At 44.1% G+C, this 13,552-nt stretch carries 12 protein-coding genes and 2 tRNA genes; 4 read left to right on the top strand and 10 right to left on the bottom strand.

From position 1 onward, the window contains the following. Positions 1 to 209: 209 nt before the first annotated feature. The 7 genes from A136_RS15345 to rlmE all read right to left on the bottom strand — a co-directional run bounded on the left by A136_RS15345 (position 210) and on the right by rlmE (position 6,053). Positions 210 to 286 (bottom strand) — tRNA-Met (locus tag A136_RS15345). Between the two features lie 53 nt (positions 287 to 339). Continuing rightward, positions 340 to 424 (bottom strand) — tRNA-Leu (locus tag A136_RS15340). Between the two features lie 16 nt (positions 425 to 440). Next, a complete protein-coding gene (secG, locus tag A136_RS15335) occupies positions 441 to 773 on the bottom strand; it encodes a preprotein translocase subunit SecG (RefSeq protein ID WP_017059392.1) in 333 nt (110 codons plus the stop codon). Positions 774 to 1,067: 294 nt separating this feature from the next. Next, positions 1,068 to 2,408, bottom strand: coding sequence for a phosphoglucosamine mutase (gene glmM, locus A136_RS15330; protein WP_017059393.1), 1,341 nt, complete (start codon positions 2,406 to 2,408; stop codon positions 1,068 to 1,070). Between the two features lie 21 nt (positions 2,409 to 2,429). Beyond that, positions 2,430 to 3,260, bottom strand: a complete 831-nt coding sequence (gene folP, locus A136_RS15325) for a dihydropteroate synthase (RefSeq protein ID WP_017063276.1) — start codon at positions 3,258 to 3,260, stop codon at positions 2,430 to 2,432. An 88-nt stretch (positions 3,261 to 3,348) separates the two neighbouring features. Next, entirely contained in the window at positions 3,349 to 5,316 is a 1,968-nt protein-coding gene (gene ftsH / locus A136_RS15320; protein WP_017059395.1) for an ATP-dependent zinc metalloprotease FtsH, read from the bottom strand. Positions 5,317 to 5,423: 107 nt separating this feature from the next. Further along, positions 5,424 to 6,053 carry a 23S rRNA (uridine(2552)-2'-O)-methyltransferase RlmE gene (rlmE, locus tag A136_RS15315; protein WP_017059396.1) on the bottom strand — a complete coding sequence of 210 codons (630 nt, stop codon included), beginning with the start codon at positions 6,051 to 6,053 and terminating at the stop codon, positions 5,424 to 5,426. A 114-nt stretch (positions 6,054 to 6,167) separates the two neighbouring features. Here rlmE and yhbY point away from each other — a divergent pair, with 114 nt between their 5' ends. Then, positions 6,168 to 6,464 carry a ribosome assembly RNA-binding protein YhbY gene (gene yhbY, locus A136_RS15310; RefSeq protein ID WP_017063275.1) on the top strand — a complete coding sequence of 99 codons (297 nt, stop codon included), beginning with the start codon at positions 6,168 to 6,170 and terminating at the stop codon, positions 6,462 to 6,464. A gap of 125 nt (positions 6,465 to 6,589) precedes the next feature. Here the strand turns inward: yhbY and greA are convergent, their stop codons facing one another. Further along, the gene (gene greA, locus A136_RS15305) at positions 6,590 to 7,063 is read right to left on the bottom strand and encodes a transcription elongation factor GreA (protein WP_017059397.1); all 474 of its coding nucleotides are present in this window, start codon (positions 7,061 to 7,063) and stop codon (positions 6,590 to 6,592) included. Positions 7,064 to 7,576: 513 nt separating this feature from the next. Here greA and A136_RS15300 point away from each other — a divergent pair. Then, complete coding sequence (locus A136_RS15300; RefSeq protein WP_017063274.1) at positions 7,577 to 8,656, top strand: porin; 1,080 nt, start codon at positions 7,577 to 7,579, stop codon at positions 8,654 to 8,656. Between the two features lie 112 nt (positions 8,657 to 8,768). Then, positions 8,769 to 10,202 carry a serine-type D-Ala-D-Ala carboxypeptidase gene (gene dacB, locus A136_RS15295; protein ID WP_017063273.1) on the top strand — a complete coding sequence of 478 codons (1,434 nt, stop codon included), beginning with the start codon at positions 8,769 to 8,771 and terminating at the stop codon, positions 10,200 to 10,202. Positions 10,203 to 10,310: 108 nt separating this feature from the next. Here the strand turns inward: dacB and A136_RS15290 are convergent, their stop codons facing one another. Both A136_RS15290 and tyrS read right to left on the bottom strand, forming a co-directional pair. Beyond that, positions 10,311 to 11,156: a magnesium transporter gene (locus A136_RS15290; RefSeq protein ID WP_017063272.1), complete on the bottom strand. Its 846-nt coding sequence runs from the start codon at positions 11,154 to 11,156 to the stop codon at positions 10,311 to 10,313. 395 nt (positions 11,157 to 11,551) lie between these two features. Continuing rightward, positions 11,552 to 12,739 carry a tyrosine--tRNA ligase gene (tyrS, locus tag A136_RS15285; protein ID WP_017063271.1) on the bottom strand — a complete coding sequence of 396 codons (1,188 nt, stop codon included), beginning with the start codon at positions 12,737 to 12,739 and terminating at the stop codon, positions 11,552 to 11,554. A gap of 129 nt (positions 12,740 to 12,868) precedes the next feature. On the opposite strand from tyrS, the gene A136_RS15280 reads away from it, so the two are divergent. Next, the coding region (locus A136_RS15280) for an OapA N-terminal domain-containing protein (RefSeq protein WP_017063270.1) at positions 12,869 to 13,552 on the top strand (684 nt) is incomplete at its 3' end.

Here is a 13,552-nt window from a genome sequence, read left to right as displayed (position 1 = left end):
GGCTCAAAGCCCAATTTAAATTCCAAGCAAACATTATCTAAATACATTTACAAATGCTTAGATAACAAAAAACCCCGTATAAGCCGGGGTTTTTGTTGCTGGACCCTTATATGTTAAGTGCCATCACATTCGATATCGCACCTAACTCACAGTGAGGTTCACACTGTGCAAACTTGCTACCAATACAAGCTATATAATAGCATTGAAATTGGTTGCGGGAGCCGGATTTGAACCGACGACCTTCGGGTTATGAGCCCGACGAGCTACCAAACTGCTCCATCCCGCGTCCGACTTGCGAGCATTATACGCCCAACAAGATGTTTTACAAGTTTGTAAACATGGTGCCGAGAGAGGGACTCGAACCCTCACACCCTAAGGCACTAGCACCTCATGCTAGCGTGTCTACCAATTTCACCATCTCGGCATCAAATCTTTACAGATTATTGTGGAATTTCGTCGCCTTGCGCCGGAACTTCACTCACTGCATCATCAGCTTGTTGAATCACCTGACCTTGGGTCGGGTCAATCCATTGTGACTCAGTTTTATGTGTAGACATATTACCAAGCACTAAGCTAAGGATAAAAAATGTAGTTGCAAAAATTGCAGTCATTCGGGTAAGGAAATTTCCTGAGCCACCAGCACCAAACACAGTGTTTGAAGCGCCAGCACCGAAAGAGGCTCCCATATCTGCGCCTTTACCTTGTTGAATCAACACTAGGCCAATTACACCAAGCGCTGCCAACAGGTAAATCACAAGTAGAACTGTAAACATTTTTCCACCTATGTTCCTAATTGTTGAGCCAGCGCCGTTCAAAAAACTATTTTTAAGAACAAGGCTAGCGACCTCCTAACTGAAGGCCGAGCAATACTAGCGAATGCGACGATGGCTGACAAGGAGAATTTGCTAAAAAATAAGCCTTTACCAAGTGAATGGTCAAAAAAAGGTCAAAAGCGACACAAAACTCATTTATGTCTCTTTTGACCGTTATATCTTTTGACCGTGATATAAGTCAACCACTTCTAATCACAAGCGCTATTCGCTGCGCCAGCTAAGTAAAAGGTTAAATTAGCAGTTTGCTTTTACTGCATCTGCAATCTTAAGCGCTGATGCTTGAACAAGCTCTGCATCTTCGCCTTCAACCATGACACGCAGTAGTGGCTCGGTACCAGACTTGCGTAATAGTACACGGCCTTTCTCGCCAAGCTCTGCTTCTACTTCAACAACCGCTGCTTTTACCGCTTCGGCTTCTAGTGGGTTTGAATCTCCGCTGAAACGAACGTTTTCTAGAACTTGAGGGTACAACGTCATGCCCTGAGACAACTCATTCAGTGTCATTTCGCTATCAACAACTGAAGCCAAAACTTGCAGAGCAGCAACGATAGCATCACCCGTCGTCACTTTATCTAGTAGGATAACGTGCCCCGAGTTTTCAGCGCCGATCTTCCAGCCTTTAGCAAGAAGCTGTTCCATTACGTAACGGTCACCAACAGCAGCACGTACAAACGGAATACCTAACTGCTTAAGGCCGTTTTCCATACCCAGGTTGGTCATTAGTGTACCAACAACGCCGCCTTTCAACTCACCGCGACGCAGTGCATCACGAGCAATAATGTAAGCGATTTGGTCGCCATCAACTTTGTTGCCTAGCTCGTCAACCATGATGATACGGTCACCATCACCATCAAAGCCAAGACCTAATGCCGCTTTTTCTTCAAGCACTTTTGCTTGCAGAGCACGTACATCCGTCGCACCGACTTCGTGGTTGATGTTAGTACCGTTTGGCTCAACACCAATCGCAACGACCTCAGCACCCAGTTCTTTAAATACAGCAGGCGCAATGTGGTAAGTCGCACCATGTGCACAATCGATAACGATCTTCATGCCAGCTAATGTCATTTTATGTGGGAACGTACTTTTACAGAACTCGATGTAACGGCCAGCCGCATCGTTCAAACGTACTGCTTTACCTAGCTCTGAAGAATCAACACATTCGATGTCTTTATCCAACTCTGCTTCAATTGCCAACTCGATATCGTCCGGCAGTTTTGTTCCCTCAGAAGAGAAGAACTTGATACCGTTATCGTAGTATGGGTTGTGTGATGCAGAGATAACAATACCGGCTTCAGCGCGGAAGGTTTGAGTTAGGTAAGCCACAGCAGGTGTTGGCATTGGGCCAGTAAACGTAGCCTGAAGACCAGCAGCAGCAAGGCCAGCTTCTAGCGCTGACTCAAGCATGTAACCAGAGATACGAGTATCTTTACCAATGATGACTTTCTTTGTGCCTTGCTTCGCAAGAACACGACCCGCAGCCCAGCCAAGCTTCAGAACAAAATCAGGTGTAATCGGGTACTGGCCTACTTTGCCACGCACACCATCTGTGCCGAAATAACGTCTTTTATCAGACATAGTGATTTTCCTTAATTATATTTAGTGATTGTTGTTCATCACTTCGATTATTTTCATCGCTTCCAGTGTCTCCTCGACATCATGAACGCGAATAATTTGTGCGCCTTTCATCGCGGCAATCGTCGCGCAAGTGACGCTTGCGACCATGCAATCGGCCGGAACCTTGTCTAGCAATTTAAAGATCATCGATTTTCTCGACATCCCCGCTAAAACAGGTAAGCCTAACGAATGAAACTTTTCAAGATGCGCTAGTAGGTGATAATTGTGTTCGATGGTTTTCCCAAAGCCAAAGCCAGGGTCAAGGATCAGCTGATCTTTTGAAATACCCACCGCCTCACACGCTTCTACCCTTTCTTGCAAGAATGCTTCTACATCCTGAAGAACATCATCATAACTTGGGTTAGCTTGCATGGTTCTCGGCTGACCTTTCATGTGCATCAGACAAATCGGAACATTAGCATCAGCGGCGACTTGTAATGCTCCAGGCTCTTGCAAAGCGCGCACATCATTGATCAAATCAGCGCCCGCTTCAACAGCTTGGCGCATCACTTCCGCTTTACTGGTATCTATCGAGATCCACACATCAAACTTGGCACGAATGGCTTTAATAGCAGGAATGACACGGGCAAGCTCCTCTTCTAACGAAACATCAGGAGCGCCAGGTCGAGTTGACTCACCACCAATATCGATAATGCTAACGCCCGCTTGAACCATGCGTTCAGCTTGCTGTAAGGCATTATCAAGTGAGTTAAATTTCCCACCGTCAGAGAAAGAGTCAGGGGTGACATTGAGGATGCCCATCACATGTGGGCGATCTAACACGAGAGTTTTATTCTTTGCTTTTAATATCATGGAAGGCCGATCTTAAAGGGAAAAACACCATAGGCTATAAACAGAAAAACCCTGAGCGTACTCAGGGTTTTAATTGATAGTTTAGCGATTAAGAATCTTTGTTTTGAGCATCATCTGATTCAGATTTAACTTCTTCAACTTTTGACTCTTCAGCTTTAGGTTCCGCTTTAGCTTCTTCTGCCTTAGCTTCAGGTTTTGCTTCTTCCTTTGTAGGTTCAGCTTTTACCTGATCACCCCAACCAGCTGGATCACGAATCTCTTGCTTACGCTCCATCAAGTCATCAATTTGACCTGCATCGATCGTTTCGAACTTCATTAGAGCGTCTTTCATCGAATGCATGATATCCATGTTATCTTCAAGAATCTTCTTAGCTCTATCGTAGTTACGGTCGATAAGGATACGAATCTCTTCATCGATAAGCTTAGTCGTGTCATCAGAAACGTGCTTAGCTTGGCTCATGCCGCGACCTAGGAAAACTTCACCTTCTTCTTCTGCGTAAAGAAGAGGACCCAATTTCTCAGAGAAGCCCCACTGCGTAACCATCTTACGAGCAATATCAGTTGCACGTTCGATATCGTTAGACGCACCAGTTGACACTTTGTCTTTACCGTAAATAAGTTCTTCAGCAAGACGACCACCGTACAAACTAGAGATCATTGATTCTAGATGTTGGCGAGACATGCTTACGCGGTCTTGCTCAGGTAGGTACATAGTTACACCAAGCGCACGACCACGTGGAATGATTGACACCTTGTACACTGGATCGTGTTCAGGTACCAAACGACCAACAATTGCGTGACCCGCTTCGTGGTAAGCCGTTGACTCTTTCACTTCTTCAGACATAACCATTGAACGGCGCTCTGCACCCATCATAATTTTGTCTTTCGCAAGTTCAAACTCAACCATAGATACATTGCGCTTGTTACCACGAGCAGCAAATAGCGCCGCTTCGTTCACAAGGTTCGCAAGATCTGCACCAGAGAAGCCTGGAGTACCACGAGCGATCAGCGACGGTTCAACATCACCTGATAGTGGCACTTTACGCATGTGTACTTTAAGAATCTGTTCACGACCACGTACATCCGGTAGACCAACCACAACTTGACGGTCAAAACGACCAGGACGAAGTAATGCAGGGTCTAGTACGTCTGGACGGTTAGTCGCAGCGATAACGATAATACCTTCGTTACCTTCGAAACCATCCATCTCAACCAACATTTGGTTCAGTGTTTGTTCACGTTCATCGTGACCACCACCAACACCAGCGCCACGTTGACGACCTACAGCATCAATTTCATCGATAAAGATGATACAAGGTGCCGCTTTCTTCGCTTGTTCGAACATGTCACGCACACGAGATGCACCAACACCAACAAACATTTCAACGAAGTCAGAACCAGAGATAGTAAAGAACGGTACTTTCGCTTCACCGGCAATCGCTTTTGCAAGCAATGTTTTACCCGTACCAGGAGGACCAACCAACAGGATACCTGTCGGGATCTTACCACCTAGCTTTTGGAAGCGGCTTGGGTCACGAAGGTAGTCCACAAGCTCTTTCACGTCTTCTTTTGCTTCGTCACAACCGGCAACATCAGCAAACATGGTTTTGATTTGTTCTTCGCTCATCATTCGAGCTTTACTCTTACCGAAAGACATCGCGCCTTTACCGCCGCCGCCGCCTTGCATTTGACGCATGAAGAAAATCCATACACCAATCAGTAAGATCATTGGGAACCATGAGATGAAGATAGTGCCAAGCAGGCTCTGCTCTTCAGGTGGTGTACCCTGAACTTTTACGTTTTGATTAATTAAGTCATCAAGTAGCTTTTGATCATAAACAGGCATGTAAGTTACATACTTAGAACCACCACCACGACGTGTGAAAGTGATTTCGCTGTTATTGAACTGTGCGTCTTGAATCTGGCCTTGGCCAACTTCCTGTACAAACGTGGTGTAATCTACTGCTCTGCCGTTACTTTCCCCAGGGCCGAAGCTCTGGAATACCGACATCAACACTACCGCGATAACAAGCCACAGAATTAAATTTTTTGCCATGTCACTCAAGGTGTAAGCCTCTCGATAACTAATTGTAATTAAAGGTAGGGTACTACAGTTTGTAACCTGTAGCCATGTTGTTAACTCTCACTCTTGGAAGAGAATCGTTAACCTTTGTAACCAGTGGCTACGATAAACACTTCACGAGATCGAGCTCGAGAAGAGTCGGGTTTTCTAACTTTTACTGTTTTAAACATCTCGCGGACGTCCTTAACGTATTGGTCAAACCCTTCGCCTTGGAATACTTTTACAACAAAACTACCATTGGTAGCTAGAACTTGTCGACACATATCCAAAGCTAATTCAACTAAATACATAGCTCTTGGCTGATCCACAGAATTGTTGCCTGCTATATTAGGTGCCATATCTGACATCACGACATCAACCATGTTTGGTTGTATACGTTCCAACAAGGCATCTAGCACAGCTTCTTCGCGGAAATCGCCTTGTAAAAAGCTAACACCAGCAATCGGATCCATTGGTAACAAGTCACACGCAATGATTTGTCCGTTGTCTCCAACAATCTTAGCAGCATATTGAGACCAACCGCCAGGTGCTGCACCCAAATCCACAATGGTCATCCCAGGAGACAGCAATTTATCTTTCGTTTGAATCTCTTCCATTTTGAAATAAGCACGTGAACGATAGCCTTTCTTTCTTGCTTCATTTGCGTACTTGTCGTCGAAGTGTTCCTTCAACCAACGGCCTGAACTGGCCGAGTGTTTCTGTTTGCTCATTGGATACCTAAATTGGAGGAAAGTACTAATTGCTGAATAAATTATAGTCTTCAGCTTTAGATGGCGTTAAAATAGGTTTTTTCAACCCTAATAGTAAAGAAAATTGGCCGCGTAATGAACCTAAGTACCAAACAAAAGCAGCATCTAAAGGGCCTAGCTCACAGTTTAAAACCTGTTGTGCTAATGGGCGCAAATGGACTTACTGAAGCTGTTCTAGCGGAAATCGAATTAGCTCTAGACCACCACGAACTGATCAAGATTAAAGTTGCATCAGAAGACCGTGATACTAAGCAACTGATTATCGATGCAATTGTACGTGAAACTAAAGCTGAGAAAGTACAGACTATCGGTAAAGTTCTAGTACTGTTCCGCCAGTCAGAAGCACGTAAAATCGAGATTCCACGTAAATAAGCGAGTTTGATATAAGCTAACTTCACTAATAGGAAGCCACAGCGCTTATCTTTTAGTGTAGCGTGAGAAACGAAAAAGGTCGCATTTAGCGACCTTTTTACTTATCAGAAACAAAGAAAATTCAATTAGATATATTCTACTTTGTCGATTTCGAAGTCTTTGTCACCACCAGGGGTAGAGATCATGACTTCGTCGCCTTCCATTTTACCGATAAGACCGCGAGCAATTGGCGATTTCACAGAAATGCGACCCGTTTTGATGTCTGCTTCGTCTTCTGAAACGATTTGGTAGCGGAACTCATCATCGGTATCCACATCAATCAGTGTCACTGTCGTACCAAAGATAATCTTGCCCGTATTATCCATTTGCGTTACATCGATGATCTGAGCCAGTGATAGCTTATATTCAATATCACGGATCTGAGCTTCACAAATACCCTGCTCTTCACGAGCGGCGTGGTATTCAGCATTCTCTTTCAGGTCACCTAGTTCACGTGCTTCACCAATAGCTGCTGAGATAACAGGGCGTAGCTTAAGTAGGCGATCTAATTCGTCACGTAGCTGCTGAGCGCCACGTACTGTCATTGGAACCTTTTCCATTTTTTACCTCTATGCCAAAGCTTTCTTTGGCCAACATAAATACACCCAACGTATTTATTGGGTGATAGAAACAAAACGATTTGGCTTAGTGTAAACAAACTTTATGGCTAAATCACCTTTATTCCACTTTGCGTTATAAAAGCTTTATCTAGGTCTAAATTACAGACATCACAAAAATGAATAATAACCTCCCCATCAATAAGTTGAGAATTAAATACCTAAAAAAACAAAAAACAAACAAAATAAACACAGATCACACTTTTATAAAAATCACTTTAAAACAAACACTTAATCAACAAGAGATATAATAAAACAGTGTTCATTTTTTAGTTTTATATCATTTTACTAACTGACCATGGAACTTTAGAGGTAAAAAGTAACCCATGGATTGCACTGGCATTTTTCAGACTTCTGTTCTAATCATGATTATGAAGCCTGATTAATACAGGCAATACACAAAAGGGTTCAAATCCTTGATAAAACTTCTATGGACAGTAATTAGGAAATAATAACATGAACAAGACTATGATCGCGCTTGCTGTATCTGCTGCAGCTCTTGCTACTAACGCAGTGGCAGCGGACGGTAAACAAGCTGGTGGTATCGAAGGTACATCTGTATACAGCTCAAACGGCACTTCTCTAGAAATCGGTGGTCGTGCTGAAGCTCGTCTATCTATGAAAGATGGCAAAGCTGAAGACAAAACACGTGTACGTCTTAACTTCCTAGGTAAAGTTGAAATCCAAGACGGCCTATATGGTGTTGGTTTCTACGAAGGCGAATTCACAACTGCTGAAAACGGCGGCTCTACTGATAACAACGACGGCGACATCACTAACCGTTACACGTACGCAGGTCTAGGCGGTACATTCGGTGAAGTAACTTACGGTAAAAACGACGGAGCGCTAGGCGTTATCACTGACTTTACCGATATCATGTCTTACCACGGTAACTCTGCTGCAGACAAAATCGCAGTAGCTGACCGTTCTGACAACATGCTTTCTTACAAAGGCCAATTCCAAGACCTAGGCCTAAAAGCAAGCTACCGCTTTGCTGACCGTTCTGAAACTAGCGGTGAGTTCAACGACAACGGTAAAGATGGCTACTCTCTATCTGCTATCTACGCAATCGGTGATTCTGGCGTTAAGCTAGGTGCTGGTTACGCAGACCAAGATCAATCTAATGAATACATGCTTTCTGCATCTTACCGCATGAGCAACTTCTACTTCGCTGGTGTATTTACTGATGGTGAAAAACAAGCAGTTTTTGAAGATGCACAAGGTAACGTTTTTGAGTACAGCAACAAATCTGTAGACTACACAGGTTACGAATTTGCAACTGCATACACGCTAGATAAGACAGCGTTTACTCTAACGTACAACAACGCAGAAACTGACGGTGAAACTTCTGCAGATAACGTTGCAATTGATGCAACTTATTACTTCAAGCCTAACTTCCGTACTTACATCTCGTACAACTTCAACCTAATCTCTGAAGGCGACAAGATCGGTACAACAAACCTAGTGAAAAACGGCAAAGCAAGCTCTGCAGACGCTGAAGACGAAATCGCTCTAGGTCTACGTTACGACTTCTAATTCTGATTACCTAATTGATTAATTAGTTAATTGAGAATCAAAACGCCCGCTACCTAGCGGGCGTTTTTTATATCTGTATACTTGAAAACATCAGCCATCCAAGAAATCTTCTATGCGCCTTCTATCCACTCTAGTTCTATGTAGCTTATCACTTGGTAGTTACTCACTTACCGCTTTCGCATATGCCCCTCTTGATAAACTGCCCGATGGCAGTAGTACAAGCTTAATACTGCAATCATTGAGTGGTAATTCAAATGGAATGAATACCGACACTGATGGCTTTTATCCACCAGCCAGCACTTTAAAACTGGTTACGGCTTTGGCAGCCAAGTTGGAATTGGGGGATGACTTTCACTACACGACCAACATAGCTCGTTCTAATGAAGATGTTGTGATCTCATTCAGCGGTGACCCAACGCTACAACGAGAACATCTAAAAAGCCTTTTGGCTCAATACGCTAAGTCGCAATCTAAAACCATCAAAGGCAACTTATACCTCGATAACTCGGCTTATACGGGCTATCAACGAGCGGTGGGTTGGCCTTGGGACATTCTAGGCGTTTGTTACAGCGCGCCCTCTAGCGCGATGACCTTAGACAGCAACTGCGCACAAGCCTCTATTTATACAAAAGGTAATGGCAGCACTCGCGTTTATATTCCCGCTCACTATCCGATAGACGTGACGACCACCGCTGCCACGGTAACTCGCTCTGGGCAGAAGGCTACACAATGCGACTTGGAACTCATCACCACACCAGATAACGCTTACAAGCTCTCTGGTTGCTTGGTTGAGCGCAAAAAGCCACTGCCACTTAAGTTCGCCATTCAAAATCCAGAACTTTACACCTATCAAGTTGTTGCATCGCTTCTCAAAGAACTGAAAATAGAAGTAAAAGGTGATGTGATTATTGGTAAAAAAGAGAAAGCAGACAAAACCACGTTAGTCGCTAGTCACAACTCAGAAAAGCTTCCTGAACTGCTCGATATCATGCTCAAGAAGTCGGATAACCTTATCGCAGATAATCTAACTAAAACGCTAGGAGCCACATTTTATGTTCAACCAGGCAGTTTCAATAACGGTACTGAAGCGATAAAGCAGATATTGCTGACCAAGGCTAATATTGACCTCAGTAAAGCGCAGCTCGTCGATGGTTCAGGGCTATCTAGAAATAACCGAATGAGGTCACAGACCATGGCTCAAGTGCTTCGTTATATCTGGGAAAACGATCAACAGCTCAACCTAATTGAGGCTATGCCTACATCAGGTGTAAATGGAACGCTCAAGTACCGTCCAAGCATGAGGAAAGCGCCGATTCAAAGCAATATCATAGCTAAGAGTGGTTCTTTGTACGGAACCTACAATATGGCGGGATATGGCTTAGATGAGTCTGGGAAGCCAAGCTCGCTATTCGTACAATTTGTTCGTGACTACTTCCCTGAAGAGCAAGACCCGGACAAACCAGTAGAAGCACCGATTACGCAGTTTGAACGTGCTTTTTATAAAGATGTGATTGAATACAGTCAAACACAGAGCCAGTCCAAATAACTAACAGCTTGTTTTAAGCTTTTTACTACACAATAAAAAATGGCGCTGAAGATCTTAAATCTTCAGCGCCATTTTTATTTTCGAAGTGCTGTTACTATTTAATAAGCGCTAGGCGATGCCTAAAAACGCATTCACGACCGTGAAATAGATCCACATCCCCGAGATGTCTACTATTGAGGCCAATACTGGGCTCACTAGCACTGCAGGGTCCAACTTGAACAAACGAGCCACGATAGGCAACCCGCCGCCAAGAACCGTCGATATTGTCACCTGAATAAACAGAGCAACAGCGATTGCAAAGGCAATCATATTAATGTCATAGCCACCAGTGGATTGGTTCTCACTGAACAGCAAGATACGTCCAATCATTACCGCGGCAATCGCCAGTGCTAAACAAATAGCCACTCTAAACTCTTTCCATAGAACATTGGCCCACTGACGTTTTTTCAATTCACCTGTGGCTAAGGCTCTAATCACCAAAGTAGCGGCTTGTGTTCCCGTGTTACCTCCCGCTGCAGCGATAACTGGCATATAGATAGCCAGCAGTACCAACTGGCTTAGGATATCTTCGTACTGAGCGATGATAAGACCAGAAACGATACCTAGCAGTGCCAGCGCAATAATCCAACCGATACGCTGTCTAACATGGCTTAATACACCTGTAGAAAGGTACCCCTGTTGAGGCTCAACCTCTGAATAGATCAGCCCTAGTTGGTGAGCTAGATGTCGAGAGCGCTTCTCAAAGCCCTGCTCTTCTAGCTCACTAAGTAAAGTCTGAATCGTACTCAAAGAGCATTGCCCCAGCACTAGCACCGCATCTTCGAGCGGCATTCGATTCAAAAGATTAATTTGTTGTTCACGTCCGTACTGTTGAAATGCATTCGATACAGCTTGGATGTCTTGCTCTGAGTACAGAGCTTCAATAGATAAAAAAGTGTTGTTCATTACCGTCATGGCGAATCTCCCGATTGGCAAAGGTAACGACCATCAAAACAAATAGCCTATAGCTAATACACCAAGAGCGTACAGCTAAGCGCACCAAGAGCTGAAAGCTACTGATGTGTCTACTTGTTAGAATCTAGTGTGTGGAAAAGAATGCGGGGGAAAACAAAGATACCCTACCTGAACGGCAGGACAATAGATCAATACCGAGACAGGTTATTCTTCTCCATTCAAACTAGGAGGATGGTCGGTATTGTTCATAAAAATCTCCAGAATTACTGTCAATATGACAGCGCGCATAGTGTAGCAATAGCCGTTCAAAAACTTCGTCAAATTCCTGTCAATAAATAGGGGTCAATAAAAAAGGCATCCGTGGATGCCTTTGGTTCAATTATTGATGTGCATTATTACTTAATAGTAATACGAGCAAACTTACGCTTACCTACTTGGTAAACGGCAGTACCTGCTTCAGGCACGAATTTGCTGTCTTCAATCTTCTCGCCTTCAAGCTTAGCAGCGCCTTGCTTGATCATACGCATCGCATCAGAAGTCGAGTTTACAAGACCCGCTTCTTTTAGAACGTTCGCAATTGGCAGGCCTGCTTCGAATTCAAACTCCGGCATTTCATCAGGAACTTGGTTCTTAGCAAAACGGTTAACGAACTCTTGCTCAGCGGCTTCAGCACCTGCTTCACTGTGGAAACGAGCGATGATCTCTTTAGCAAGAAGCACTTTAACGTCACGCGGGTTCTTACCTGCATCAACGCCAGCTTTCAGTTCCGCAACTTCTTCAAGAGGACGGAAAGACAGCAGCTCGTAGTAGCTCCACATTAGATCGTCAGAGATAGACATGATCTTACCAAACATCTCGCTTGGTGCTTCGCTAATACCGATGTAGTTATGCGCAGACTTAGACATCTTCTTAACACCGTCTAGACCAACAAGTAGTGGCATCATTAGTACCGCTTGTGGTTTTTGACCTGCTGCTTTTTGCAGTTCACGACCCATTAGAAGGTTAAACTTCTGGTCAGTACCGCCAAGCTCAACGTCGCTCTCTAGTGCAACAGAGTCGTGACCTTGTAGAAGTGGGTACATGAATTCGTGGATTGCGATCGGTTGACCACCAGCGTAACGCTTTTTGAAGTCATCACGCTCAAGCATACGAGCAACAGTTTGGTTAGAAGCAAGACGAATCATGCCTTCAGCGCCAAGCTCAGATAGCCATTCAGAGTTGAAACGAATTTGCGTCTTCGCAGGATCTAGAATCTTGAATACTTGCTCTTTGTAAGTTTCAGCATTCTTCAATACGTCTTCGCGGCTTAGCGGTGGACGTGTTGAGTTTTTACCTGATGGGTCACCAACCATTGCAGTGAAATCACCGATAAGGAATGTCACTTCATGACCAAGCTCTTGGAAAGCACGAAGCTTGTTAAAGATAACCGTATGGCCTAGGTGGATATCTGGAGCTGTTGGATCGGCACCCAGCTTAATGCGTAAAGGACGACCTTCTTTTAGTTTTGCAATCAGTTCGTCTTCTGGAATCAGTTCTTCTACGCCACGTTTGATCTCGGCTAGTGCAGCTTCAATACTCGCCATTCTTGTTCACTCCCACAGATTTGGCAAAAATACATTAATTAGACATCTTACTTGAATAGCGATGTATTTTGAAACCAGTTACACTATTCCGTCGTCGATTTTCATAATATTTACAGAACGAACCGGAACATGTTGTCTATTTTTGCACGCCTTCCTATTTTGCACCGGGCTTTTATCGCATTTTTTAGTGCCATAATTTTCGTCGCGATTTTCTTACTCCCCGACGTCAACAGTTTGCGTGACGATTCGGGCGCTTTAGTTGTGGGAAAACATTACCCACTGACTATCAATGCCTCTGCACTTATTAGCTCAAGTGACGCTCCACCGACGGCAGTGCTCAATTGGGAGAAATACACCGTTCGCTCTGGCGAAAGCACCTCTGTTTTATTTGAACGTATTGGCCTCTCATACCGTCTGCTGATCACGCTACTCAATACCAATAATGATATTAAGAAGCAGCTGTCTAACCTAAGACCTGGTGATGTCTTGCAGTTCGGCTTTGATGAAAACAACGACCTTATTCAGTTAAAACGACAACTTAGTGCGTTTGAAAGCTTCAAGATCACTAAATCTGGCGATTCTTTCTCATCAAGTTTCGACAAAAAAGAAGTGGTATACCAATACAATTATGCCGAAGCCAACATCACCTCTAACTTCTGGAACGCTGGCGTCAGCGCAGGTTTAACCGCAAACCAAATTATGGAACTGGCCGGCATCTTCGGTTGGGATATCGACTTTGCGTTAGATATTCGTAAGAACGACAGCTTCAAAATCTTATACCAAGAGAAAGTGGTTGAAGGTGAAGTAGTTGGT

Origin of the sequence: Vibrio crassostreae 9ZC13 (genome assembly GCF_000272045.2) — a bacterium.
Classification (GTDB): domain Bacteria; phylum Pseudomonadota; class Gammaproteobacteria; order Enterobacterales; family Vibrionaceae; genus Vibrio; species Vibrio crassostreae_C.
This window is presented reverse-complemented; position numbering and strand designations above follow the sequence as displayed.